Annotated in this window: 20 protein-coding genes and 1 tRNA gene; 14 read left to right on the top strand and 7 right to left on the bottom strand. The window is 40.4% G+C overall.

Features of this window, described 5'->3' with window-relative positions; translation table 11 throughout:
- Positions 1–24: 24 nt before the first annotated feature.
- Positions 25–1,554, bottom strand: coding sequence for an NAD(P)H-hydrate dehydratase (locus FXV77_RS08695; RefSeq protein WP_148918828.1), 1,530 nt, complete (start codon positions 1,552–1,554; stop codon positions 25–27).
- 126 nt (positions 1,555–1,680) lie between these two features.
- Between FXV77_RS08695 and FXV77_RS08690 the strand changes: the two genes are divergently transcribed.
- On the top strand, positions 1,681–2,589 hold the full coding sequence (locus FXV77_RS08690) for an OmpA/MotB family protein (protein WP_148918827.1): 909 nt from the start codon (positions 1,681–1,683) through the stop codon (positions 2,587–2,589).
- A 56-nt stretch (positions 2,590–2,645) separates the two neighbouring features.
- Here the strand turns inward: FXV77_RS08690 and nhaA are convergent, their stop codons facing one another.
- On the bottom strand, positions 2,646–3,821 hold the full coding sequence (gene nhaA / locus FXV77_RS08685; protein ID WP_148918826.1) for a Na+/H+ antiporter NhaA: 1,176 nt from the start codon (positions 3,819–3,821) through the stop codon (positions 2,646–2,648).
- A 124-nt stretch (positions 3,822–3,945) separates the two neighbouring features.
- Between nhaA and xerD the strand changes: the two genes are divergently transcribed.
- From xerD to FXV77_RS08655, 6 genes are all read left to right on the top strand, one after another.
- The gene (gene xerD, locus FXV77_RS08680; RefSeq protein WP_148918825.1) at positions 3,946–4,839 is read left to right on the top strand and encodes a site-specific tyrosine recombinase XerD; all 894 of its coding nucleotides are present in this window, start codon (positions 3,946–3,948) and stop codon (positions 4,837–4,839) included.
- Positions 4,840–4,940: 101 nt separating this feature from the next.
- Positions 4,941–5,270, top strand: a complete 330-nt coding sequence (locus FXV77_RS08675; RefSeq protein WP_148918824.1) for a hypothetical protein — start codon at positions 4,941–4,943, stop codon at positions 5,268–5,270.
- Between the two features lie 47 nt (positions 5,271–5,317).
- On the top strand, positions 5,318–7,429 hold the full coding sequence (locus FXV77_RS08670; RefSeq protein WP_148918823.1) for a TonB-dependent receptor: 2,112 nt from the start codon (positions 5,318–5,320) through the stop codon (positions 7,427–7,429).
- A 13-nt stretch (positions 7,430–7,442) separates the two neighbouring features.
- Complete coding sequence (locus FXV77_RS08665) at positions 7,443–8,084, top strand: hypothetical protein (protein ID WP_148918822.1); 642 nt, start codon at positions 7,443–7,445, stop codon at positions 8,082–8,084.
- 78 nt (positions 8,085–8,162) lie between these two features.
- A tRNA-Arg gene (locus FXV77_RS08660) sits at positions 8,163–8,234 on the top strand.
- Positions 8,235–8,423: 189 nt separating this feature from the next.
- Positions 8,424–11,276 carry a M16 family metallopeptidase gene (locus tag FXV77_RS08655; RefSeq protein ID WP_148918821.1) on the top strand — a complete coding sequence of 951 codons (2,853 nt, stop codon included), beginning with the start codon at positions 8,424–8,426 and terminating at the stop codon, positions 11,274–11,276.
- Between the two features lie 69 nt (positions 11,277–11,345).
- Here FXV77_RS08655 and FXV77_RS08650 read toward each other — a convergent pair whose 3' ends face one another.
- On the bottom strand, positions 11,346–12,206 hold the full coding sequence (locus FXV77_RS08650; RefSeq protein ID WP_105716195.1) for a sigma-70 family RNA polymerase sigma factor: 861 nt from the start codon (positions 12,204–12,206) through the stop codon (positions 11,346–11,348).
- A 345-nt stretch (positions 12,207–12,551) separates the two neighbouring features.
- Between FXV77_RS08650 and FXV77_RS08645 the strand changes: the two genes are divergently transcribed.
- Entirely contained in the window at positions 12,552–12,764 is a 213-nt protein-coding gene (locus FXV77_RS08645) for a helix-turn-helix domain-containing protein (RefSeq protein WP_148918820.1), read from the top strand.
- Positions 12,765–12,769: 5 nt separating this feature from the next.
- Here FXV77_RS08645 and fmt read toward each other — a convergent pair whose 3' ends face one another.
- The gene (gene fmt / locus FXV77_RS08640; protein WP_148918819.1) at positions 12,770–13,684 is read right to left on the bottom strand and encodes a methionyl-tRNA formyltransferase; all 915 of its coding nucleotides are present in this window, start codon (positions 13,682–13,684) and stop codon (positions 12,770–12,772) included.
- Positions 13,685–13,810: 126 nt separating this feature from the next.
- On the opposite strand from fmt, the gene FXV77_RS08635 reads away from it, so the two are divergent.
- Positions 13,811–14,986 (top strand): ABC transporter permease, encoded by a 1,176-nt coding sequence (locus FXV77_RS08635; RefSeq protein ID WP_246162365.1) that lies wholly within the window; start codon positions 13,811–13,813, stop codon positions 14,984–14,986.
- Positions 14,986–17,139, top strand: coding sequence for a cation:proton antiporter (locus tag FXV77_RS08630; RefSeq protein ID WP_148918817.1), 2,154 nt, complete (start codon positions 14,986–14,988; stop codon positions 17,137–17,139). Before FXV77_RS08635 ends, FXV77_RS08630 begins: the two co-directional genes overlap by 1 nt.
- Before the next feature lie 9 nt (positions 17,140–17,148).
- On the opposite strand, the gene FXV77_RS08625 is transcribed toward FXV77_RS08630, so the two are convergent.
- Positions 17,149–18,174, bottom strand: a complete 1,026-nt coding sequence (locus FXV77_RS08625) for a LacI family DNA-binding transcriptional regulator (RefSeq protein WP_148918816.1) — start codon at positions 18,172–18,174, stop codon at positions 17,149–17,151.
- A 98-nt stretch (positions 18,175–18,272) separates the two neighbouring features.
- On the opposite strand from FXV77_RS08625, the gene FXV77_RS08620 reads away from it, so the two are divergent.
- From FXV77_RS08620 to FXV77_RS08610, 3 genes are read left to right on the top strand one after another with little or no spacing between them, the layout of a single operon-like run.
- Positions 18,273–19,754, top strand: coding sequence for a xylulokinase (locus FXV77_RS08620; RefSeq protein ID WP_148918815.1), 1,482 nt, complete (start codon positions 18,273–18,275; stop codon positions 19,752–19,754).
- Between the two features lie 6 nt (positions 19,755–19,760).
- Positions 19,761–21,089 (top strand): xylose isomerase, encoded by a 1,329-nt coding sequence (gene xylA / locus FXV77_RS08615; RefSeq protein ID WP_148918814.1) that lies wholly within the window; start codon positions 19,761–19,763, stop codon positions 21,087–21,089.
- A 47-nt stretch (positions 21,090–21,136) separates the two neighbouring features.
- Entirely contained in the window at positions 21,137–22,819 is a 1,683-nt protein-coding gene (locus tag FXV77_RS08610) for a sodium/sugar symporter (RefSeq protein WP_148918813.1), read from the top strand.
- Here the strand turns inward: FXV77_RS08610 and FXV77_RS08605 are convergent.
- Positions 22,806–23,873, bottom strand: coding sequence for a dipeptide epimerase (locus tag FXV77_RS08605; protein ID WP_148918812.1), 1,068 nt, complete (start codon positions 23,871–23,873; stop codon positions 22,806–22,808). The two genes, FXV77_RS08610 and FXV77_RS08605, sit on opposite strands and share 14 nt — an antisense overlap.
- A 5-nt stretch (positions 23,874–23,878) precedes the next feature.
- Positions 23,879–25,102: a C40 family peptidase gene (locus FXV77_RS08600; protein ID WP_187444071.1), complete on the bottom strand. Its 1,224-nt coding sequence runs from the start codon at positions 25,100–25,102 to the stop codon at positions 23,879–23,881.
- 76 nt (positions 25,103–25,178) lie between these two features.
- Between FXV77_RS08600 and msrA the strand changes: the two genes are divergently transcribed.
- Entirely contained in the window at positions 25,179–25,691 is a 513-nt protein-coding gene (gene msrA, locus FXV77_RS08595; RefSeq protein WP_148918810.1) for a peptide-methionine (S)-S-oxide reductase MsrA, read from the top strand.
- Positions 25,692–25,789 lie beyond the last annotated feature (98 nt).

Below are 25,789 nucleotides of genomic sequence, written 5' to 3'. Positions count from 1 at the left end.
GAGGGTATTGTCTTCAAATTTACATTAAATCGTTCGATTTTGTAAGAGTTGCCATGCACCAGATAGATGTGCTATAATATCAGTTGCCGTGATGCTTTTTTCGTGGATGGATATTGCGGCAATGTCGCCCGCTACGCCATGTAGATATACGCCTAACAAGGCGGCTTCAGCAGGTGCGTAGCGTTGCGCCAGTAAAGAGGTAACAATGCCAGAAAGTACGTCGCCGCTACCGCCGGTAGCCATGCCCGGATTACCTGTTGAGTTGAAGTGTACGGTGCCATCCGGCAACACGACGGCACTGTTCGCTCCTTTTATCACCACAATCTGTTGGTAATGACGGCTCCAGTCACGAACTTTTTCGATTTTTTCAAAGTCATCTATCCATGGGCCTATTAAACGCTCCAATTCTTTAGGGTGGGGCGTCAAAATACTATTCGGCGGGATGAGCGCGTGCCAATCGGGGTTTTTCGAAAGTATGTTTATAGCGTCGGCATCGAATAGTAGAGCGGGTGTTTTGGGCATTAATTTAAACCGTTCAAATAATTGGCGTAAAGCACTTTCCGTATCTTGATGTGTACCCATACCCATACCGATACCGATGGCGTTATAAGCTGTAAGTTGTTCAGGGAACATACTAATGTGCGTTTCGAGTGGATCTGTTTGTACCTGCGCTTCGGGAAAAGCACTTTGCAGTATAGAATAACCACAAGCAGGAATATATGCTGTTACCAATCCGCAACCCGTTTTTAAGGCTGCTTTGCTCGCTAAGATAATTGCCCCGATACTGCCATAACGACCGCCAATAATATAAGTATGACCATAAGTTCCTTTGTGGGAAAACTTTTGTAGCGGATGTGCTAATAGTTGAATATCTTCTTTCTGTATGTATTGATAAGTTGTTGATAATGTATTTAGTATACTTTTATCTAATCCGATGTCCAATACCTGGAAATTACCGGTAAAAGCTGCGTATTTCGGAAACAGAAGACTGAGTTTAGGGCAGGCAAAAGTATAGGTTGTATTTGCCTGTATAATAGGAGCTTCGATAGGGGTAGGCTTGTCTGCAAAAAGCCCCGAAGGAATATCGACGGACAGTATGGGATTCGAAGCTTCGTTGATTTGATCGATAAGTCCTCTCCAATTTTCATCTAGTTGACGAGATAAACCGTAACCGAATAAGGCATCGATAAGAATACTTTTTTCTGGAAATTCCAATTGACTTTCCGTTGATATAGGAAAAATAGGTATATCTATTTCGTGCAGACGTTGTTGATTGATTTGATTTTCGGCGCTGTAAGATGTTTGCGCTAGCAGATAAATTTTGACGGTATGTCCAGCGTTGTATAACATTCGCCCCACAGCCAATCCATCGCCACCATTGTTGCCAAAGCCACATAATATAACAAAAGATGCTTGTCGTTCACCAATATATTGCTGTATAGCATGGAATAATGCGTCAGCTGCACGCTCCATCAATTCAGCGGGAGCAAGATTTTGGCTTGCCATGGTGGCTTGTTCCCATTTATAAATATCCGTAACAGAAAGAATCTTCATTTTGTAAATTACTTTTGTTTAAAAATAATGATTTAATATCTTTTTTCATCCTCGTATCAATAACTACATGAAACTTTTAGGCATTACTTTTGCACGGGTTAATATTAGGAAACAAAATGTCAACTTATGATAAATAGAAGAATAATCATTATGGCCGTCCTACTTTCTGGTTTATTCCTCGCTAGCTGTGGAGGTAAGAAAAGATATGCTGCATTACAAATGCAGCATCAGGATTTGACCGAACGTTATCAACAAAGCCAAATGGAGTTGGCGGAAAGCCGGACGAAAGTTAAGAACTTAGAGGAGTTATTGGAAATCGAGCGTAAAAACAACGCATCCTTACGGGAAGCATTAAAGCGTTTGCAAGGAACGTTGGATATGAGTATCAATCAAAATACGCAAGGAAATGTGAATATCTCCAAGTTGGTTGATGAGATTAACGCGTCGAATAGATACATTCAGCACTTGGTGAACACCAAAAACAAAAGTGATTCGCTTAATTTGGTGTTGACAAACAATTTGACGCGTTCATTGAGCCGCGAAGAGTTGCGTGACGTGGATGTAAAAGTATTGAAAGGTGTGGTTTATATATCACTGTCTGACAATATGCTTTATAGATCGGGTAGCTACGAAATTTCAGAAAGAGCCGGCGAGACACTTAGTAAAATAGCTAAGATCATCCAAGATTACAGAGAATACGACGTGTTGATTGAGGGTAATACAGACACCGATCCGATTTCGCAGAAGAATATTCGAAACAATTGGGATTTGAGTGTATTACGTGCTTCATCCGTTGTACAAGCGTTACAGAACCAATATGGTGTTGAACCCAAACGTTTGACCGCAGGAGGACGAGGTGAGTACAATCCTGTCGCTGACAATACAACGGCTGATGGAAAAGCCAGAAACCGCCGTACACAAATTATCATTACGCCTAAACTTGATCAGTTTATGGAATTGATTGATAAAGCACCAGAAACAAGTACGGAAGCAGAAGTACCTGGGCAGGAAGGAACAATAGAACCGGGCTATTAAAGCAAAATAGGTTTTTTGAATAAAAAGAGGCAAGTTTTAAAACTTGCCTCTTTTTATTATGCTTGTTGTCGCTTGCTTAAAGCTTTTAAATAGAAATATCCACATAGGCCGGATACCAAGGAGCCGACCAAAACAGCTAATTTAGCTTCTTCCACATGTAATGGGTCTCCGAATGAAAGCAGCGACACAAAAATAGACATAGTGAAACCGATCCCTGCTAGCATGCCAACACCTACAATATGTGACCATTTAGCTTGATCTGGCAATTGAGCCAGACCGGATTTTATACATAAAAAAGAAGTGCTAAAGATACCAACGGTTTTCCCGACAAAAAGTCCAACCATAATACCCAATCCCATATTTGACGTCAATCCACCGATCATCTCGCTTTGAAAGGTAATGGCGGTATTTGCAATAGCAAATAAAGGAACGATAATAAAGTTAACTGGTTTTGCTAGGACATGTTCTAATTTTTCAAGTGGAGATTCAACGGCGCTATCGTTCGTTGGAATGGTCATGGCAACCAAAACACCGGCAATCGTAGCATGAATACCGGAATGATGGATAAAATACCAGATAAAGATACCAGGAATAAGATACATCCATAGATTTCGTACACCGAAACGATTAAACGCGACAAGAAGCAATAAAATAGCTCCGGCATATAGTAAATAAGTAAAGTGGAGTTCTGTGGAATAGAAAATGGCAATTACAAGAATCGCCAGCAAATCATCTACAATGGCTAGAGCCGCCAAAAATACTTTTAGGCTAGTGGGAACACGTTTTCCAAGCATCGAAATAACGGCAAGTGCAAAAGCAATGTCGGTTGCCATCGGAATACCCCAGCCGTGATGCGTTTCTGTTCCTGCATTAAATAACGTATAAATGAGCGCAGGTACTATAGCACCTCCAATAGCGGCCAATATAGGTAGTATTGCTTGACGGGGCGAAGAAAGTTCGCCTTCCACTAGTTCCCGTTTAATCTCTAAACCAACTAATAAAAAGAAAATCACCATCAGCCCGTCATTTATCCAATCAGCTATACTGTATCGGAGATGCACACTGGAATTTTCAAACCCCAAATGTGTACCAAGCAAATTATTAAATGCTTCAGATAAAGGGCTATTTGCGATAATTAAGGATAGAATAAGGCATGCAAATAATAAAATGCCGCCACCTGTACTTGAATCTAAAAAATCTTTAAGGGCTTTTGGGTTGATCAATCTTGCCATAGCTGCGAAGTTATTGAAAATTATTTGTTTTCAGTACCTTTGATAGCATGAAATACGCATGGTTCCAAAGGTACAAACACACATGCGTATTTCATATGGCCATTAAAGGACAAATCATTCGCATATGAAATGGGACATCGTGAAAAAAGATTTCAAGCGCTATTTGCAACTGGAACGCAATCTATCAAATCATTCAATAGATGCCTATTTGAATGACGTACAGAAACTGGAAGCATATTGCAGCTTTAAAAAAATCGAACTTAACCAGATCGATACCCGTTTCATACAGCAGTTTCTCATTTTTATAAATGATTTTAGCATTTCGCCTTTTACACAGGCTAGACTTCTTTCTGGATTGAGGACATTTTTCGCATTTCTCCAAATCGAATATGACAAAAAAGACAATCCTACCGAATTATTAGAATCTCCTAGGTTAAACCGTAAAATTCCTAGTGTATTGAATATCGAAGAGATAGATGCACTGATTGCAGCTATTGATCTGTCCACATTAGAGGGAATGCGTAATAAAACCATTTTGGAAGTATTGTACGGATGTGGTTTACGCGTTTCTGAATTAGTTACCTTAAAAATTTCCAATCTTTATCTGGATGTCGAGTTTATTAAAGTAGAGGGGAAAGGGAGTAAGGAGCGTCTTATTCCCATCGGTCATCAGGCTATTAAATATTTGAAAATATACCTGGAAGAAGTGCGTCCCCATATTCCGATACAAGCAGGGCATGAAGACATCGTATTTCTAAATAGGCGAGGGAAACAGTTGACCCGTGTCATGGTATTCCTTATTATCAAAGATCTGGCAAAGAAAATAGGGCTGGCTAAACCTATCAGTCCACACACCTTCCGCCACTCGTTTGCTTCGCATTTAGTCGAAGGTGGTGCTGATTTGCGTGCTGTACAAGATATGCTTGGCCATGAAAGTATTACGACCACCGAAATTTATACCCATATTGATAAAGATTATTTGCAATCTGTCATCACGCAGTATCATCCCAGATCATAACCGCTAAATATATCATGAAGATCTCTTCATGCAACTAGATTGATTTTTATTTGCAATATCATTGCATTTACTGTATCTTTGCCCCGTCTATGGCGACAAAGATGGGACGATATATCAGTGTATTTATGCTATTAGCTGTTTTTCTAACAGCTAATGGACTACAATATACGCATGATATCGCACACCATCATACGGATCATTACGACTGTTCTTCTGTCGACCATACAGATCATAAACATCCCGAGACCGACGAATGTGCACTTTGTTGGTTTGTTCTCCATCAAATGAGCTCTTCATTTGTTTTTGGTTTGCTACTGCCCGAAGTGGCCGTACAGGAGCGTGTCAGCTTACTCAATGAGCTATACAGTTTATCCTGTCAAGATGGGATTCCATGTTTATTAGGGAACAAAGATCCTCCTTTAGGTGTATAATCCACGAGAATCAGATTTATACAACATTCCTAAAATTTTTTAAATAAATGCAATATAAATGCTTAGCCCTATTGTGGGTGCTATGGTTTTTTGTTGGCTTGTGTAAAGGTCAACAAGAGCACTCCGTGCCTGCAAAAGAACAAGATTCTATCCATCTCCAAGATGTGGAGGTCATTGGGCGTAGAGGTGAAATATCCCATAGTGTACACCGTCTTTCGGCGCAGGAAGTGCAGGGAAATAAAGGGAAAACGTTGGCGGAATCGCTAACGGATATTTCCGGTGTATCCACTATTGGAATGGGAAGTAGCATCGCAAAGCCCGTAATCAATGGTCTCCATAGCAATCGGATTCTGATTTTGAATAATGGTGTTCGCCAAGAGGGTCAGCAATGGGGCATCGAACATGCACCCGAAATAGACCCTTTTACCGCAGACCAATTGGAGGTAGTGAAAGGAGCACAAGGTGTTCGATATGGAGCAGATGCGCTGGGAGGTGTTGTACTGATTTCTGCAAATGACATTGATTTAGATCGTGAGTGGAAAGGGAATATAGATCTGATAGGACAGTCAAACGGACGTGGAGGAGCAATAAATGCACTAATGGAAGGGGCTGTGAAAACCCTTCCCGGATTAGGTTGGCGTATACAGGCAAGCGGTAAGAAACTGGGAAATTATAAATCGGCAGATTACTTTTTGGGCAATACGGGCGTAGATGAATTCAATTATGCCGGAACACTGCAATATAGAAAAGAGAGTAATCAATTGGAATTGTATTTTAGTCATTTTGGAACGCAGTTGGGTATCTTTCGGGGTGCACATATCGGTACGGTTGAAGATATTCAAGCGCGTATAGACTACGGACGCCCTTTTGAAAGCTACGATTTCAGCTATCAGATTGAGGCGCCAAGGCAAAAAGTAACGCATGATTTGGTTAAAGCTTCGTGGGAGCACCAATTTCGAACCAATCGCAGATTAGAAATACAGTATGGGTTGCAGCGAAACCATCGGCTCGAGTACGATTTACGAAGAGTGGAGGCCGATGATGTTCCTATGGCGGATATGGTATTAACGACACAGAGCTTGGATGTCGTGATGAAGCAGGGCAATAGTTCGATAGGTGTGCAGTCCTTGATACAGGTTAACAATAATACGCCAGGTACAGGTACGACACCTATTATCCCTAATTTCGACAGCTATACAGCAGGTATATTTGCCGTCCACGAATTTCATATCGACAGGTGGCATGCGGAGTTAGGCGCTCGCTATGATTTCAAATATTTGGATATTGCAGGGTATCGCTATAGGCGAGATGCGGTCAATGAAAACGGAACGATAGAACAGTATCTTCTAACGGACACCCGTAGGTTTCACAATATGTCGGGAACAGCGGGTATCCTTTATCATTTTTCGCCACAACTAAGTTGGAAAAGCAATATTGGCCTGGCTTGGCGGGCACCGTCCGTCAATGAGCTGTATAGCGATGGTGTGCATCATGGAAGTGCGACCTATGAGCTAGGGAATCCTGATCTTCGCAGTGAGAAAGGGTTAAAATGGATAAATGCTTTTATATGGAGTGGTGAGCGTCTTCAGACAACGGTGGATGTTTATGCGCAGATGTTGTATGATTATATCTATGCACAACCGAATCCGGATGCTGTTCGCCAAACGATTAGAGGTACGTTTCCACTGTTTGCTTACCAGCAGCATGATGCTTTCTTTTATGGGACTGATTTGCGACTGCGATATGCATTTTTGAATACGTTTCATTATGACGTAAGTGCATCCATAGTGCGTGCACGCAATGTGGCGTTGGGAAGCTATTTGCCTTATATTCCGGCAGCACGTCTTCAACACGCTTTTTCCTGGGCCTATTTTGGTAAATCACAACCGGAAAGTTATCTCAAGTTTGCCCATCGCTTCGTAGCAAAGCAAACGCAGTATGAGGACGGGATGGATTACGTAGCACCACCACCCGCTTACCATTTGTTTGATGTCGTGGCAAGTAAGCAAATCAAAAGGAGAACAGACACATCATGGAATGTGTCATTATCTGTTGAAAATCTATTTAACCGATCCTATAAGGACTATATGGATCGATTTCGGTACTTCGCCCACCAAATGGGTAGAAATATGAACTTAAAAATTTCTTATCAATTTTAAAATTATCAAAATCATGAAACAAATTAATCTTTTTATTATAGCGATTAGTGTGCTTTTCTTTGCGCCATCCTGTTCAAAAGATGATCCCACTCCCGAGGAGGACCAAGAAGAAGTAGGTACGGCTAAATTGGTTTTTACCGAAGTAGAGCGGGAAGAACATGGTGATCATTTCCATTATAACGATATCGATAATCCAGAAGTAGTAGAAGCCATATTTGAGGGTGAAAACATGCTGCCAAAAGAAGGAACGCACTTGCATTTAGATATCGGAAAAACCTACAGATTGGAATTGTTTGCAACCGATTTTGCCGGACGGGAGACCCAACAAACGTTTATAGATAGACATGATATTCATCAAGCCTTTATCCTAAAGAATCCAACAGAAAGCTTGGATGGGGTGTTGGAATATGTTTATGCCGACAGAGATGCAGACAATAATCGGGTGAATGTAGGTGTCACAGGTTATCTGACCGTTGTCGAAGAAGCGAATACGTTCGTATTACGTTATGTGTTGCGTCATCTGAACCCGGGTGTAAAAGAGAATATTACGGCTGCGGATTGGAGCAATTCGAATTTTACGCAATTTAGTGGAGCGAATGACTTGGATTTAAAAGTAGAAGTGCATTTGGTTGATGAACACGATCATGATCATTAGAAGCATTTGTTGGTATTTAATTTATATTTTTCATTTCGATTTTAAAGTAATGTAAAAAATAGTATTTTTGCCAGCGCAGTCTCCGTAGTTCAATGGATAGAATTTCAGATTCCGGTTCTGAAGATATGAGTTCGAATCTCGTCGGGGACACAGCTTCTAAACAGCGTTTTCACAAAAAGAAAGCGCTGTTTTCTTTTTGTGTGATTATTTCTCTACTAACAAATAATATTCTTTATCTAGTGTCGCGCGCGAAATATTGCGTAAACCTATGAGGAAAAACCATAGAAATTTTGTAGGTTTACCGTATTCGATTATTATAAACAACAAATTAAATTACGAATGAATTTAATAAAACCTATTGCAATAGCATTTTTATTGCCCGGACTGTTTCAGCTTAGTCAAGCGACCCCAACGACTATGTTTGAAGAATCACGAAGTATTCTTCGTGTCGATACGCTGTCATGGGAGTCACCTTTGCCTTTTGATCATGAAGTCAAAATAGGTAAACTGGAAAACGGCTTTCAATATTTCATCCGAAAAAATGTAGAACCCAAAGATCGTGTCACGATGTATTTGGCAACCAAAGTTGGTTCTATTTTGGAAACGGAAGAAGAATTAGGTTTGGCCCATTTTATGGAACACATGAACTTTAATGGGCTGAAGCATTTCCCAAAAAATGAATTGGTAAACTATTTACAAAGTGCGGGTGTGCGTTTTGGAAGTGATCTTAATGCCTATACGGGCTTCGATCAAACGGTTTATCAACTACCTATTCCTTCTGACGATCCCGAACTGCTAAAAAATGGACTTCAAGTCATGCGGGATTGGGCGCAGGATGCTTTATTGGCAGATGAAGAAATTGATAAGGAAAGGGGCGTAGTACTGGAAGAAATGCGAGGGGGGCGTGGTGCTCAACAACGTATGCGCGACCAATATTTACCCGTTATGTTGAATAATTCGTTGTATTCAAGTCGTCTACCTATTGGTACAGAGGAGGTTATCAGGAATTTTTCGCATGAAGTTTTGCGTAATTTTTATCAAAAATGGTACCGCCCCGATTTACAGGCGTTGATCATCGTTGGGGATATTGATGTGGCGACCATGGAATCGGAGGTGCGCCGGTTATTTGGTGATTTGAAGTCCCCTGAAAACCCAACGGAACGCGTGAAGCATAAAGTGCCTTTATTGGATAAAAATCAGTTTATAGCTGTGACAGACCCTGAAATGACGTATAGCTTGGGGCAGATTTCCATAAAACATCCCGAAGAAAAGGTGGAGACTGTCCGGGACTTTAGAAGAAGCATTTTAAAATCGGTCTATAATAACATGCTAAATGCTCGCCTTTCCGAGTTGTCACAATCTGCTAATCCGCCCTTTATACAAGCTAACGTCGGGATAGGGGGATTCTTGGCTGGGTTAGACGCCTATACCGCTTTTTTCGTTGCGAAACCGAACGAGTTTGAAAATGGATTTAAAGCAATGGTTCGTGAATTGGAACGCGTACAAAAATATGGTTTTACAGAAACGGAGTTTGGACGAGCAATAGTTGCCATTCAGAAGAATAATGAAACGGCTTATATTGAACGTGATAAGAAGAAATCGGATAGTTACGTAAACCGATATTTAAATTTTTATCTGGAAGATAACCCTGCATTGAGCAATGAAGATTCCTATAAACTATATAATCAATTGCTACCTACCTTAACGTTGAAAGAGGTGGAGGAGATAGGTAAGGAGTTTTATGTGGATACAAACCGGGATGTCATTATTATGGCGCCTGATAAAGAAAAGGAAAGTCTTCCGGATGAGCAACACGTGAATGCATGGTTTGCAGAAGTAGAGCGGGAAGAGATCACTGCATATGATGATAAAGTATCTGATTTACCCTTGCTTTCGAGAGACCCTCAAACAGGTAATGTTGCTTCAGCAAAAGATATCGCGACGATAGAAGCTAAAGAATTGACGTTGAGTAATGGTGTAAAGGTAGTTTTGAAACCCACCACGTTTAAGAATGATGAAATTTTGATTAGTGCTTTTAGCCCAGGAGGAACCTCTCTGTATAGTGACAGTGATTATTTTTCGGCTGCGCAAGCGGCTAGCTTGGTTAATAGCAGTGGTGTGGGCCAATTGAATACCATCGAACTCCGTAAATATATGACGGGTAAAAATGTTAACATTAGCCCTTTTATTGGTGAACGTAGTGAAGGTGTCTCTGGTTACTCCGATAAAGAGGGGCTTAACACGGCATTCGAATTAATTTACGGTTATTTTACAGAACCGCGAATCGAGGACGATATATTCCAAAGCATTATTACGAGATCGTTGTCTATGATTAGTAATCAAGAGAGTGATCCGAATTTCGTTTTTAGAAAAGCAATCTTGGAAAGCTTATATAACGGAAGTATTCGACGTACGCCTGTTTCTGAGGAAGGCATCAAACAGATTGATAAAGAACGGGCATTAGCGATCTATAAAGAACGTTTTGCAGATGCTTCAGATTTCGTATTTACGATTGTCGGCTCTTTTACGGAAGAGGAAATCAAACCTTATCTAGAACATTATTTAGCCGCCTTGCCGGTATCGGATCGCAAAGAACAAGCGAAAGATTTAGGTCTTTATGAGCCGAAACAAGGTTTTGAAAAAGTGGTGCGCAAGGGCCAGGAAGAAAAGGCGAATGTGATGTTGACATACTATGGAGATTACATATATGACGAAATGGAAAACCTGAATATGAATGCTTTAGAAGGTGTGTTAAGTATTAAGCTCATTGAGCGTCTACGAGAAGATGAAAGTGGTGTATATGGAACGGGGGCGAGAGCATCGACAAGTAAGCAACCGAAAAATCGTTATAGCTTTACGGTATCATTCGGTACAGGTGTAGATCGATATGAATCTTTGATAGCATCTGCATTGGATGAAATCAATAAAGTAAAGCAAAATGGTCCTTTGGCTTCTGATCTGGAAAAATTCAAGATTGAACAAAAACGTCAATTGGAGCTCTCTTTAAAAGAAAATAAATTTTGGATGGGCCAGATTTCAGGTGCCTATCAACGTGGAGAAGATCCGACCTATATTAACCGTTATTTAGACGATTTGAATAAGATATCCGTTGAATCCGTTAAAGAAGTCGCCAACAAATATCTCCAAGAAGACAGGCTGTTTAAGTTTATTCTTCTGCCAGATGAAAAATAAGATAGAATTAGCAAGAACAAAAAAATGCGCAGCTTTCGGGCTGCGCATTGCTAATAATGTTGTCGGCGACTAGCCTAAATAAGATTTTAAAATTTTACTACGCGACGTATGGCGAAGACGCTGTAAGGCTTTGTCCTTGATTTGACGTACCCGTTCTCTTGTCAAGCTAAATTTCTCACCTATTTCCTCAAGGGATAATTGGTGGTTGGTTCCTAATCCGAAAAACAAGACGATAATTTCACGTTCTCTCTCTGTCAAGGTTGCCAATGAGCGTTTAATCTCCTCAGATAGCGACTCATCAATTAATATACTATCTGTATCCGGGTCTGCATTTTCCAAGACGTCCAAAAGCGTGTTTTCTTCCCCTTGAACAAATGGTGCATCCATAGACACATGTCTTCCTGAGTTGCTTAAGGTGTCTGACACTTTGTCAACCGTAGTTTCCAGGATGTCAGCCAATTCTTCCGGAGACGGCTCGCGTTCGTATTCCTGCTCCAATTTGGAAAAAGCTTTGCTGATTTTACTTAATGAGCCCACTTGGTTCAAAGGTAAACGCACAATACGTGACTGTTCAGCAATCGCTTGCAGGATAGACTGGCGAATCCACCATACGGCATAGGAGATAAACTTAAACCCTTTTGTTTCATCGAAGCGTTTTGCTGCCTTAATTAAGCCTAAATTGCCCTCATTAATCAAGTCACCTAATGTAAGACCTTGATTCTGGTATTGTTTGGCAACAGAAACAACGAAACGTAAGTTGGTTTTTGTCAATTTCTCCAAAGCAACTTGGTCCCCTTCGCGGATGCGTTGAGCCAAGATTACTTCTTCTTCTGCGGTAATTAAGTCTACTTTACCAATCTCGTGCAAATATTTGTCTAACGACTGCGATTCGCGATTGGTGATGGATTGTGTAATTTTGAGCTGTCTCATTTAATGTATAAATACCTTTCTCTTTTGAAATGTCTGCAAAAATAGTGAATTTTACCCATAGTTCCTTCATATAAGTGTAAATTAAATACTCTGTATGAGGAAGTTAACATAGGGGGTTTAGTGTAAAATTAATAGCAAAAATTATTCCAAACCTACTGTGTTTCTTAGGTAAAACGTAAGAATCCAAAATTTGTTTTATCTGTTTTTCTAAAATCTCTGCTGTAACGCCTTTGTTATGAAGTTTTTAATTTAGAATGGGAATAAAATTCTGATAATCAATAAAACATATTATATGTTAGGATTGTTACTCATAGGTACAATATGTCAGATTTAACGTGAGAAGTTATGCCAATTAAAATTCATTTAGATAAGATTATGTCCGAAAGAAAAGTCTCCTTGAATGAGCTTAGCCATCGTGTGGGGATAACGCTATCAAATCTTTCTATCATCAAAAATCAAAAATCGAAAGCAATTCGGTTGAGCACTCTGGAAGCACTTTGCAAAGCATTGGATTGCCAGCCAGGAGATATTATCGAGTACATCAAAGAGGAGGAATGACGCTGTCAATCAAAGCGATACCCCCTCAAGAACTCATCGATTTGCATCCTTTTTTTACCTTCGAGTTGAAGAGAAATGACCGAAAGCGAGCCGTCTTGCGTAGCAAATGATAGAAATGTTTTTCCGTCAGTGACATATGCACCGGGTGTTTTGTCAAATGGCAGCCCTTTTTTCGTCTCAAAAATTTTCAAAACTTTCTCGTTTAATAATGTATAAGCAGCTGGATAGGGGCTCAATCCTCTTATTTGATTGTATACTTGATCTGTAGGTTTATCCCATATGATTTTACAATCTTCTTTAAAGATCTTTGGTGCCGTTCGTAGCTCCGCGGTTTCTAATTTTGCCTGGGGGACTGGATGGACATCGTTATTTTTTATAGCATTGATGGTTTTTAGTAATACTTCCGCTCCAGCAACCATCAGTTTATCATGCAATATACCGGCTGTATCTTGAGGTCCAATTTCTACCTGTTGGGAAAAAAGAACATTGCCAGTGTCGATTTTATGTTGTAGCAAAAATGTAGTCACACCTGTGTAGGTTTCCCCGTGGATAATCGCGTGATTGATGGGAGCTGCGCCCCGATACTGTGGAAGGAGTGATGCGTGCACATTGATAGTACCTAAAGAAGGCATATTCCATACCACTTCCGGTAGCATACGGAAAGCAACGACGATCTGTAGATCCGCCTGATAGGATTGAAGCGCGGTGATAAATTCGGGATTTCTGAGTTTCTCCGGTTGCAATACGGGCAATCCTTGTTGTACAGCGTATTTCTTAACAGCTGATTCGTGCATTTTCTGTCCTCGGCCCGCTGGTTTATCTGGTGTGGTAACAACCGCGACGACCTCTTCGCCAGCCTGTAACAACGTCGCTAAAGAGGCAACAGCAAAATCGGGAGTGCCCATAAAAATAATCCGCATATATTTTCTATTTTTAGTGTTGAAAACGAAATGTCGCTAAGTGACAAAAATTATTAACTTTGCGAAGTTACAAAATTAATATTCACCTTGAATTTTCCTTACTTTTTAGCTAAACGGATTACATTCATGGGGCATCGGACTTTTTCGAAGCTGATCGTCCGCGTAACTATAGGGGCATTGGCACTGGCTATTTCCGCTATTATTTTGTCTGTGGCTATACTCAATGGGTTTAAACGGGAAATCATTGAAAAACAAAGAGGTTTCTTCGGCGATATTGTCGTAACGAAAAATGACCTGAGCGCTTCCTACGAAAATACCCCTATTCAACTATCACCCGAAAATCTAAAACAACTAGAAGCTTTGCCGCAAGTGGTGGATATCATACCTTTTGCTACCAAAGCAGGTATTATGAATGTCGATGGACAAGTGGAGGGCGTGCTATTGAAAGGTGTAGATAGAAGTTATAACCAGCAATATTTACAGAAAAATATTGTAAAAGGGGACACTCTTGATTTTTCCTCGGCGGGTAATACACAACTTTTGATCTCTGAATATTTAGCAAACAGATTGCAATTGGATGTAGGAGATAAGTTCATTATGTATTTTATACAGGATCCAATACGCCGTCGTCCTTTTACTATTCAAGGCATTTATACGACCCATTCGGAGGAATTGGACAAAACGTATGTTATCGGCTCACTGGACTTGATTAGAAGGCTAAATGACTTACAGGAAAATGAAGTGGGTGCATATCAAATTAGAATCACCTCTTTCGACCTATTGGAGAGTACGACGCAGGAAATTGATAAAATGCTACCCATCGAACTGGATGCAACTAATATTGTGCAGCAAATGCCTGATATTTTTAACTGGTTGAATATGCTCGATATGAACGATAACATCATTTTTGTATTAATGGTTGTTGTAGCCGTTATCAATATGGTATCCTCGCTGTTGATCAGTATTTTGGAACGTTCTTCTATGATCGGGATATTAAAGGCTCTAGGGTATCCCAATGGTGGAATCCGACGGGTGTTTTTGTACGGTTCTATGTATCTTATCGGTGTGGGGTTACTCATAGGCAATTTAATCGCCATGTCTCTTTATGTTTTCCAAACACAGACACATTTCTTTAAATTGGATCCTTATACCTATTATATTCATTATGTGCCGATGGATATTGTCTGGTATGAAGTTGTTGGATTAAACGTTGCTATCGTGATAATAGGATTGCTGACTTTATTTATCCCCGCGATGCTCATTAGCCGGATCTCACCGATTAAAACAATACAGTTTAAATAATGGAAAAACTATTACATCATATATCAGAAGCATTCTCTACGCCCATTACAAACCCTGTTCTGGTTTTCACGATTATCCTCACGATTATTCTCATTTCTCCTATTATTTTGCGGCCGATTAAAGTGCCAGGTATTATTGGATTGATTTTGTTCGGGGTGCTGTTGGGCCCTCATGGCTTGAACTGGTTGGCAAAAATTGATAAAGATACCCTACAAGGGAATGGCGTAGATGCCATCGACCTATTTTCTACGATTGGGCTCTTATACATTATGTTTATAGCTGGATTGGAACTTGATATGAATGAGTTTAAGAAAACCAGAAACAAGAGTTTATTGTTTGGGTTTCTAACGTTCGTTATACCAATCAGTATCGGTTTCCCTGCTTGCCACTATTTGTTGGGTTATGATCTTTTGCCAAGTATACTGATAGCAAGTATGTTTGCAACACATACGTTAGTGTCATATCCAATTGTTAATAGTTATGGTATCTCGAAACGGGAGGCAGTGGCCATTACCATTGGGGGGACGATATTAACCGACACAGCAGTGTTGATTATTCTTGCTGTTATCGTTGGCGCAGCGCAAGGTGACATAAACCAAGACTTTTGGGTGACTTTAGGCGTATCTTTTGTGCTGTTTCTATTTATTATGTTTGGGGTTATCCCACGGATTGCCAAATGGTTCTTTCAAAAAATCGAAAGTGAGAAAACAGCACATTATATTTTCGTTCTGGCGGTGGTTTTCTTTGCCGCATTTCTTGCTGAAATTGCAGGATTAGAGCCTATTATCGGAGCATTTGTTGCTGGATTGGCACTAAACAAGTTAATACCGCATTCTTCTGCTTTGATGAATCGGATAGAATTTATTGGGAACGCCATTTTTATCCCTTTCTTTCTGATATCGGTAGGGATGATCGTGGATGTCAGTGTGTTAATGAAGGGCCCTATGGCACTTATTATCGCAGGAACATTAACAATTGTTGCCGTTACCGGTAAATTTTTGGCCGCTACAGCAACCAGTTTCTTTGCTAAATATGCTAAAAATGATCGAAATCTGATCTTTGGATTAAGTAATGCGCATGCGGCTGCTACATTGGCTATTATCATGGTAGGGTACGACAGGGAGATTATAGATGAAAATGTACTAAATGGCACGATTGTGTTGATTCTTATCACGTGCATTATTGCATCTTTGGTAACCGAAAATGCATCTCGCCGTATCGTGATGGAAGGACATCAGGATGACGAACATATGGAACATGTTCCTGAACATGAAGAACGCCTATTACTACCCATAGCAAACCTGGACACTATGGAGCCAATTTTAGATTTCGCTACGTTGATAAAATCAAAGAAATCGCCACATCCACTGCATATATTGAGTGTAGTAGCGGATAATGAACAAGCGGAACGAAATATTGCAAATGCGCGAAAGAATTTGGATAGTATGGCGAAGTATGCTTCCGGGTCAGAAATGGACGTAGAGTTGCTATCAACAATAGATTTTAACATCGCGAGCGGTATTGGCCGTACGTCGAAAGATATACTAGCTGATTGTCTTATCTTGGGATGGCCAAGTGCCACATCCTTTATTGATAAGATTGTGGGCGAAAAAACAGAAAGCATTTTAAACCGTACGGATGCCAATTTGTTTATGTGCCGGTTTGATAATCCTTTCCTTTCTAATAGATCCATCATTATTTTTGTTCCACCGCTAGCAGAATCAGAAAAAGGATTTGAATATTGGATGGAGAAAATGTTAAAATTAGCAGACGAGCTGACTTTGCCACTCACGTTTGTTTGTAATAAACGCACGGAACCTGCGATTTTGGAAGTATTGAAAATGTTTGCAACAAGTGTTCCTTGCTCTTTTGATAACTATGAAGATTGGGATAATATCTATGGCCTGGCGACCTTTAGCAATGCGGATGCGTTGTTGGTATTTGTATCGGCACGTTATGGTGATGTATCTTTTCGGGATTCATTGGACGGACTGGCAAAAAGGGTAGGCCGTTATTTCAAGAAACAAAATCTGATTTTGATTTTTCCAAGTCGCCGGGAAAATCAGCATATAGACGATTACGAAGATGTGAAGACAGCACCTATCTTCCGTAAAATTAGCCGCGAAATCGGCAATATGTTTACGAAAGAATAACGAATGCGTCTATTTATTTCTCCGGTTGGTCGACTCTCTAGCAAGGAGAAGAGGTTCAATCACTACGGGCTTTTGATCTGCACGTGTACTAAGTGGTTGTTCAATAATCCTAAGAAACATTTTCGCACACTCTTTCCCTATTTTTAGAGCCTGTTGATCAATGGTAGAAAGACTGGGTATAATGTGTTCTGAAAAGTTTTGATTTGCAAAACCTATCACACCGATTTCCGGAGGAGTAATTTTTTTATCATGTAACGCTTTGACAATTCCAAGAGCTACATAATCGTCGCCACCGATAATAGCATCTGGGCGTTCTCGAAGTTTTAATAGTTCATGTGTGCCCATATATCCTCCTTCTACATTCAGCTCACCAAATATGGAATATCCTGGATTTGCTGTAAGCCCCGCTTCCTGCAGTGCGCGCAGGTATCCCTCATACCGCTCTTTAAAAATTTTAATCTTGTGTTTGGTTGTAATATAGGCTATTTTCCGATAACCTTCTTCCAATAAGTGCTTTGTGGCAATATAACCAGCGTGTAGGTCGTCGATCTTCACCATAGGGCATTGCAGGTCATCGTGTGTCCGGTCAAAAATGATAAGCGGTTTACCTTCCTCTTTGACTTTTTCGAAATGAGAGGGGTCCTTTGTTTCCAAAGACATAGAGGCGACGATACCATCTACTTGTGCCTCTAAAAGGGTCGTTATCCCCTTCTTTTCAGAGGTTAACGATTCATTGGTTTGATATAAAAGAATGCTATAACCAAATGATTTTAAAGACGTTTCAAGAGCATGGATAACCGAGGCAAAAAACTGAATCTGGGCACTCGGAATCAATACGCCGATGGTATATGTCTTTCCGGAAGTAAGGGAAGATGCGATTTTATTGGGACGATAATTCAGGCGCGCGGCTGTTTCCATGACAGCCTTGCGGGTTGCCTCACTTATGGTCGATATATTATTTAATGCTCTGGATACCGTGGATACAGTGATATTCAGTTCTTTAGCAATGTCGTAGACGGTTGTTTTCTTAGCCAAGATAAAATCTTTTAAATTTAATTTTTGTAAATATAAAATTTATTAAATAATTTTATGCAAGCGGTTGCATTATGCGTTGCCAATTTTAGATATATAATATGTTATTATTAGGGATAGATTTAGGTACATCATCTATTAAGGTGTCCGTTGTAGATACTGCAACGAATAATAAAATAATTTCTACGAGTTTTCCGGAATCAGAGGCGGTGATATTGTCAGATAGGGTCGGGTGGGCTGAACAAGATCCTGCGACTTGGTGGTCTTATACGAAAACAGCTATTAAAAAAGCACACCAGAGCGGATTGTATAACCCCAAAGATATTGGAGCTATTGGGATCGCCTATCAAATGCATGGTCTGGTCGTTGTCGACAAAACTCAGCAACCGTTACGAAACGCCATTATTTGGTGTGATAGCCGGGCCGTAGAACTAGGGAATGAAGCTTTTTCTCAATTACAAGAACAATCTTTTTTAAGCACGCATTTAAATTCTCCCGGAAATTTTACGGCCTCCAAGCTGGCATGGGTTAAGCAAAATGAACCTGAATTGTATGAGCAGATATACAAATTTATGTTGCCCGGTGATTATTTGAGTATGTGCTTCACGGGAGAGATAAATTCAAATGTAAGTTCGATATCGGAAGGCGTTCTATGGAATTTTCAAGAATATTCTTTATCCGAATCGTTATTACGTTATTATGGTATTGCGGAATCGCTCGTACCGGAATTATTGCCTGTTTTTTCAACCTACGGCAACATCCGTCCAGCTGTGGCCAACGAACTCGGTCTCTCATCCAACGTCGTGGTGAGTTTTAAAGCGGGAGATCAACCCAACAATGCCCTTTCTCTAAATGTGTTTGAACCTGGGGAAGTAGCAGCTACTGCAGGAACGTCAGGCGTTATTTATGCGGTAACGGACAAATTGGTTTACGATCATCAATCGCGGGTTAACACTTTTGCCCATGTGAATTATCAAGACAATAATCCCAATTTAGGTGTACTGTTATGTATTAATGGAACGGGTATTCAGAATAGTTGGTTAAAAAAAATAACAGCAGTGGGCTATGATTACCCTCAAATAAACAAATTTGCTGCTAACATTCCTATAGGTTCTGAGGGGGTCCAAATACTACCTTTTGGTAATGGTGCAGAACGAATGTTACTGAATAAGACGGTGCATGGACATATCGAAAATTTAGATTTCGTGCGTCATGACGCTGCTCATCTCTGGCGCGCGGCACAGGAAGGAATTGCATTTGCATTCCGATATGGTCTGGATATTATGCGTGAAAATGGTATTCAACCAGAGATTATTCGGGCAGGACATGCCAATCTATTCTTGAGTGATGTATTTCAGCAGTCTTTTGCGGGCGCTACAGGTGTTCCGGTGGAGTTATACGATAACGACGGGAGTGTTGGTGCGGCGTTGGGAGCAGGTATAGGTGTCGGTATTTATGCCAACCGAAAGGAGGCTTTCTCCGGCTTAAAAAAACAACGTACCGTTGAACCTACACAAGTCGATCTATACAATGAACTATACCATAAATGGAAAAAAAGTCTAGCATATAAACTATCAAATTAAAATACAATGAACATTTTATTAGGAAATCAGGAGTATTTCAAAAACATTGGGCAAGTAAAGTATGAAGGTAAGGATTCAGATAACCCGCTTGCATTTCGTTGGTATGATGCTTCCCGCGTTGTGGCGGGAAAGACAATGGCCGAACACTTTAAGTTTGCATGTGCTTATTGGCATTCTTTCAATGCGAACGGCTCCGACCCATTCGGTGGACCTACTTTATTTTTCCCCTGGGATAAAAAAGCAACAATTCTCGAACGTGCGAAAGACAAAATGGATGCCGCTTTTGAGTTTATGACCAAAATGCAACTCCCTTATTATTGTTTTCATGATGCGGATTTGATCGATCATACAGACGATATTGAGGAGAATGAGCGTCATATGGCGAAAATAGTGGAATATGCCAAGGAAAAGCAAGAGCAAAGTGGTGTTAAATTACTGTGGGGTACGGCAAACCTATTTAGTCATCATCGCTATATGAACGGAGCAGCCACCAATCCAGATTTCCATGTATTATCTCATGCAGGAGCGCAAGTAAAAACTGCCATCGATGCTACCATCGCATTGGACGGAAACAATTACGTTTTTTGGGGTGGACGCGAAGGGTATATGTCACTTTTAAATACCAATATGAAACGAGAGCAAGAGCATCTTGCACGTTTTCTTCATATGGCGAAAGATTATGCTAGAAATCAGGGCTTTACAGGGGCTTTCCTAATTGAGCCTAAACCATGTGAGCCGACAAAGCACCAATATGATTATGATGCTGCTACGGTAATAGGTTTTCTACGACAATTTGACCTGTTAGATGACTTTAAGTTGAATTTGGAAGTAAATCACGCCACATTAGCAGGTCATACTTTTCAACACGAGCTACAGGTAGCCGCAGACGCCGGTTTATTGGGCTCTATTGATGCGAACCGTGGCGATTACCAAAATGGATGGGATACCGACCAGTTTCCTAACAACCTGAACGAACTTGCCGAATCACTACTTGTTATCCTGGAAGCGGGCGGTTTGCAAGGAGGAGGTGTAAACTTCGATGCTAAAATACGCCGAAATTCAACCGATCCAGTGGATTTGTTCCACGCGCATATAGGCGGTATGGATAATTTTGCTAGAGCGCTTATCATAGCGGATAATATCTTGCAGCATTCAGATTATAAAAAGATACGAACAGCGCGCTATAGTAGCTTTGATAACGGCAAGGGAGCGGATTTCGAAAATGGTAAATTGCGATTGGAGGATTTGCGAAATTATGCTGTACAGCATGGAGAACCGTTATTAAACAGTGGTAGACAGGAATATATCGAAAATATCATAAATCGATTTATTTAATTTTTAAATTCTTTTATTACCTTAGCAGCCGGGATCAAATAAACCGTATGAACAATATATTATCAACTCCAGACTATTTAGTTTTCCTCGTTTATTTCGTGATTGTTGCCACGTATGGTATCTGGGTCTATAACAAAAAAAGATCAAAGGTAGCCGGGGGCGACTCCAAGGATTATTTTCTTGCAGAAGGTTCGCTAACGTGGTGGGCTATCGGGGCATCGTTAATTGCTTCTAATATTTCAGCAGAACAGTTCATTGGTATGAGCGGTTCGGGTTTTAAAATGGGACTTGCTATAGCAACGTATGAATGGATGGCTGCTATTACATTAATCATTGTAGCTGTGTTCTTTATCCCTGTTTATCTAAAGAACAAAATCTTCACGATGCCGCAATTCCTAAATAAGCGTTATAATGGAACGGTGGCGATGATTATGGCGGTTTTCTGGTTGGCGTTATATGTGGTCGTGAATTTAACATCCATTTTGTATTTGGGTGCATTAGCCGTCAGTAGTATATCCGGATTTAGTTTGGAATTCTGTATGTACGCTATTGCGGTGTTTGCGGTGATCATTACGTTAGGAGGAATGAAAGTTATTGGATATACGGACGTCATCCAAGTCTTTTTCTTGATTCTGGGAGGTTTGGCGACAACCTATCTCGCGTTAAGCCTCGTTTCCGAACACTATGGTGGAGAAGGAATTTTGAATGGCTACGCTATTATGACGGATAAGGCCTCTGAGCATTTTGAGATGATCTTTGCGAAGGATAATGAGAATTATTTGGATCTACCGGGATTATCGGTACTAATTGGTGGTATGTGGATTGTAAACCTGAACTATTGGGGCTGCAATCAGTACATTACCCAACGTGCATTAGGTGCTGATTTAAAAACGGCACGTAACGGTATCTTGTTTGCCGCTTTCTTGAAATTATTGATGCCGATTATTGTGGTACTTCCCGGGATAGCTGCTTATGTGCTATGGAAAGATGGGCATTTCCAAACGGAGATGTTGCAAGGAGGAGAGGTGAATCCAGATCGAGCTTATCCCGTATTATTAAATTTGTTGCCGGCCGGTTTGAAAGGTTTATCGTTTGCTGCGTTGACGGCTGCAGTAGTTGCTTCATTGGCTGGAAAGGCAAATAGCGTGGCAACTATTTTCTCGCTCGATATTTATCAGAAGGTATTCAATAAAACGGCATCCGAAAGACAATTGGTCAATACAGGTAAAATCACCATTATTGTATCTATGATACTTGCGGTACTTATCGCACCTCATTTAGGTATTGATAAAAAAGGAGGCTTTCAATATATCCAAGAATATACCGGTTTTGTATCTCCGGGTATTTTTGCCATGTTTATTCTCGGTTTCTTCTGGAAAAAAACAACCTCTAATGCTGCGTTATTCGCTACAATAGGTGGATTCTTGTTGTCTGTTTTCTTTAAGTTTCTGCCAAATTTTGCAGACTTATCTTTTTTGAACCCTACCGGTTTTGCCGTGATAAATCCGGCAAGTGGTTTATACGAAATACCTTTTATCGACCGAATGGGATTTGTATTTGTAATTTGTATAATCGGGATGTATTTCATTAGTAAAATAGATAACGCTCGTGGTGTCGTACCAAGAGGATTGGAAGTTGATACCAAGATGTTTAAAGCACATCCAGGTTTTGTCGTAGGCGCACTCTTAGTCGCCTTGATAACCGCTGCCTTATATATTATGTATTGGTAAGAAGGGGGTGAATGCCAATACCCGGACGATCGGGTAATTGGCATTCACCATCTACTACCTTCATACCGTCATATATATCGTTGTTAATTAAAAGTGCGCCGTCGAGATCAGCCCAATCTACAAGAGGGCCCAACTGTGCGGCGGCGGAAATGGCGCACGATGTTTCTGTCATGCAGCCAAGCATTACTTTCATATCCAAAATTCTTGCGAGCTCCGCCATCTTTTTGGCTTCTCGCATGCCTGTACATTTCATCAACTTGATGTTTATACCCGTATAGACATCTTTTAAGCCAACAACATCACGGTAGCGTTGACATCCTTCATCTGCAATGGTTGGAATCGGAGAACGTTCTGTTAACCAGGCCATGTCGTCTATTTGTTCTTTTGGCATCGGCTGTTCGAGAAAGACGACATGTCGTTCAGCAAGCCAATTTGCCATTTCTAACGCTTGTTCTTTATTTTTCCAGCCTTGATTGACATCAGCACATAAGGGAACATTCGTTATGGAACGAATGGTATTGATTATCATTTTGTCTGTGTCTAAACCAAGTTTGACTTTCAAGATCTTGAATTGGTCCGCTTCTGCCACTTTTTTGCGTATAATCTCTTCGGTATCCATTCCTATCGTAAAGGAAGTTGGTGGAATAAGGTCAGGGTTTAGTCCCCATATTTTATAGAAAGGTTGCGCCATGAGTTTTCCTAGCAAATCATGTATGGCAATATCGATGCAGGCTTTGGCAGCTGTATTTTTTTCTTGAATGTTATCTATGGAATGTAGAATTTCCTCTGTCTCAAAAGGAGAGCTAAAAGGAGACAAATCGATCCTGTTCAGAAAATTGATAACGCTTTCTTGCGATTCGCCAAGATAAGGAGGCATACTCGCTTCACCATAACCAACTACTCCATCATATTCCAGCTCTATCAAAACAACGGGTGTTGTTGTCCGACTGAAAGACGCTACCGTGAATACGTGTTTCATTTCCAGTGTATAGGGCTTAAAACGTAGGGTAAATTTACCCATTTTCTTTGCTATCCAATCTTGTTGTGTAGGCATAGGGATTAATTTTTACTGTAATAAGGATTTTCTTCGATTTTTTGGATAGCGGCATCTTTCGTTTCAATGTAGCGCCGTGCACCAATGATGGTACGGGTTTGCACATCATCATAATTTACAGCACCCTTTAACAAGCTGTTGATCCTGACTGTTCCCGCCGCATGAATGAACTCACCATTGCCTATATAAATTGCTACGTGTGTCACACGGGCATTCGCTGTATTTTTCTTATCCGCAGCAAAGAATAATAAATCGGCAGGTTTGAGATTTTTTAAAGCTATTTCCGGCGCAAAGTTTTCGGCACTATCCAGGATATCAATTGCATTTCCAGCCAATACTTGTTGTGATGCGTCTCTCGGAATAACATAGCCGTTCATAAAGAAAGACATCTTAGTAAAACCACTACAATCGACGCCTTTTACAGACGTACCTCCCCACAAATAAGGTAGACCTAGCATAGATTTGGCACTTGTAAGAATATGATCTGCTGTTGCTTGACGTGTTGTTAGCCAATCGGTAAAGAGGAGGGCTTCACTTTTGGGTATATAAGCTATTCGTTGATCAGGATAGGCTACCTCATAAAAATCTTGATCTTCACCCCGCATAGAGAAAATATTGCCGTATACTAAATCAGAAACACGTTGACTAGATGTGTGGGGATGGGAAAAAGATTTTCCAAACTCCGCTGTATATATTATCTTCTTTTTTTTATGCCACGCCGTTATTTCGGCTTCGTTCATGGGAACGATCGACGAGGAGGGAACCCACGCAATGTATCCTTCGGGTGTACGTATGCGATAATTACCTCCTTGTTTTTGCAGAATATCCACCTGTGTGCCCAAGAGCAGCTGGGTCGCCATTTCTGCAGCATGTGAAGGACTTGTGCGTAAATTGGCAACCGATAGGTTGACGATACCATAAATATGAGTTCCTAAAGATTTTTCAGGAAGATTGGTAACATGAAAGACTCCTTTGATAGAAGCGAATCTGCTTTCGAGTTTCTCTTTTATTTCAATTTCACTCGTTTGAACAATGTAGGTGTTCTTTTTTACATCCGCTTCGATTACTTCTAACAGTTTTGTCCGTTTGTCCGGAGCAAATTCTTTTCTGGTTGCATCAATAATATATTGCACCTGATCGTATATAGACGAATCTACTTGGGCAATGGATCCGGTTGTGTATATGGTGAATAACACCAAGTAAAGCGTTTTATTGAAAAAGTGCATCATCTTTATCATTATAAATACGAATATAAACTAAATGATACAAAAACAAAGCTGACATAATTTTTTGTATTTTAGCAACATGAAAGCAACATTTGGAGGAGGATGTTTTTGGTGTACCGAGGTGATATTCCAAAACATAGAAGGTGTCCGGAGTGTTTTGCCCGGTTATATGGGAGGGAAAACAGTTCATCCGACATATAAAGAAGTATGTAACGGAGACACAGACCATGTCGAAGTAGTACAACTGGATTTTGATGAGGACAAAGTTGACTTTGAAACGTTATTAAAGGTTTTTTTTAAGACCCACGACCCTACAACATTAAATAGACAAGGGAATGATGTGGGAACGCAATACCGATCTGTTGTCTTCTATCACGATGATGTACAGAAAGAAGCCGCCGAACGTTTGATAGCAGAATTAGAAAGACAAGCCGTTTTTCTAAAACCTGTAGTAACAGCAGTAGAACCAGCGGACAAGTTTTGGGAAGCGGAAGATTATCATCACGATTATTTTAACCGAAACCCTGGAAACCCTTATTGCGCTGCGGTTATTGCTCCTAAGTTACAGAAGTTTTTGAAAGAATATAAGTAGTAGAGGTACGCTTCACTACTTCATTTGCCAATAACGGTATAATACTCAATGTAAATATGTTGCATTATACGTTGCTTATCTGCTATTTTTATTGATAT

The organism is Sphingobacterium phlebotomi, from assembly GCF_008180195.1.
Lineage (GTDB): Bacteria > Bacteroidota > Bacteroidia > Sphingobacteriales > Sphingobacteriaceae > Sphingobacterium > Sphingobacterium phlebotomi.
This window is presented reverse-complemented; position numbering and strand designations above follow the sequence as displayed.

Bases quoted from the DNA above. Each gene is read 5' to 3' on its own strand.
- FXV77_RS08695 (WP_148918828.1), bottom strand. From the start codon at position 1,554: ATGAAGATTCTTTCTGTTACGGATATTTATAAATGGGAACAAGCCACC.
- FXV77_RS08690 (WP_148918827.1), top strand. From the start codon at position 1,681: ATGATAAATAGAAGAATAATCATTATGGCCGTCCTACTTTCTGGTTTA.
- nhaA (WP_148918826.1), bottom strand. From the start codon at position 3,821: ATGGCAAGATTGATCAACCCAAAAGCCCTTAAAGATTTTTTAGATTCA.
- xerD (WP_148918825.1), top strand. From the start codon at position 3,946: ATGAAATGGGACATCGTGAAAAAAGATTTCAAGCGCTATTTGCAACTG.
- FXV77_RS08675 (WP_148918824.1), top strand. From the start codon at position 4,941: ATGGGACGATATATCAGTGTATTTATGCTATTAGCTGTTTTTCTAACA.
- FXV77_RS08670 (WP_148918823.1), top strand. From the start codon at position 5,318: ATGCAATATAAATGCTTAGCCCTATTGTGGGTGCTATGGTTTTTTGTT.
- FXV77_RS08665 (WP_148918822.1), top strand. From the start codon at position 7,443: ATGAAACAAATTAATCTTTTTATTATAGCGATTAGTGTGCTTTTCTTT.
- FXV77_RS08655 (WP_148918821.1), top strand. From the start codon at position 8,424: ATGAATTTAATAAAACCTATTGCAATAGCATTTTTATTGCCCGGACTG.
- FXV77_RS08650 (WP_105716195.1), bottom strand. From the start codon at position 12,206: ATGAGACAGCTCAAAATTACACAATCCATCACCAATCGCGAATCGCAG.
- FXV77_RS08645 (WP_148918820.1), top strand. From the start codon at position 12,552: ATGCCAATTAAAATTCATTTAGATAAGATTATGTCCGAAAGAAAAGTC.
- fmt (WP_148918819.1), bottom strand. From the start codon at position 13,684: ATGCGGATTATTTTTATGGGCACTCCCGATTTTGCTGTTGCCTCTTTA.
- FXV77_RS08635 (WP_246162365.1), top strand. From the start codon at position 13,811: ATGGGGCATCGGACTTTTTCGAAGCTGATCGTCCGCGTAACTATAGGG.
- FXV77_RS08630 (WP_148918817.1), top strand. From the start codon at position 14,986: ATGGAAAAACTATTACATCATATATCAGAAGCATTCTCTACGCCCATT.
- FXV77_RS08620 (WP_148918815.1), top strand. From the start codon at position 18,273: ATGTTATTATTAGGGATAGATTTAGGTACATCATCTATTAAGGTGTCC.
- xylA (WP_148918814.1), top strand. From the start codon at position 19,761: ATGAACATTTTATTAGGAAATCAGGAGTATTTCAAAAACATTGGGCAA.
- FXV77_RS08610 (WP_148918813.1), top strand. From the start codon at position 21,137: ATGAACAATATATTATCAACTCCAGACTATTTAGTTTTCCTCGTTTAT.
- FXV77_RS08605 (WP_148918812.1), bottom strand. From the start codon at position 23,873: ATGCCTACACAACAAGATTGGATAGCAAAGAAAATGGGTAAATTTACC.
- FXV77_RS08600 (WP_187444071.1), bottom strand. From the start codon at position 25,102: ATGATGCACTTTTTCAATAAAACGCTTTACTTGGTGTTATTCACCATA.
- msrA (WP_148918810.1), top strand. From the start codon at position 25,179: ATGAAAGCAACATTTGGAGGAGGATGTTTTTGGTGTACCGAGGTGATA.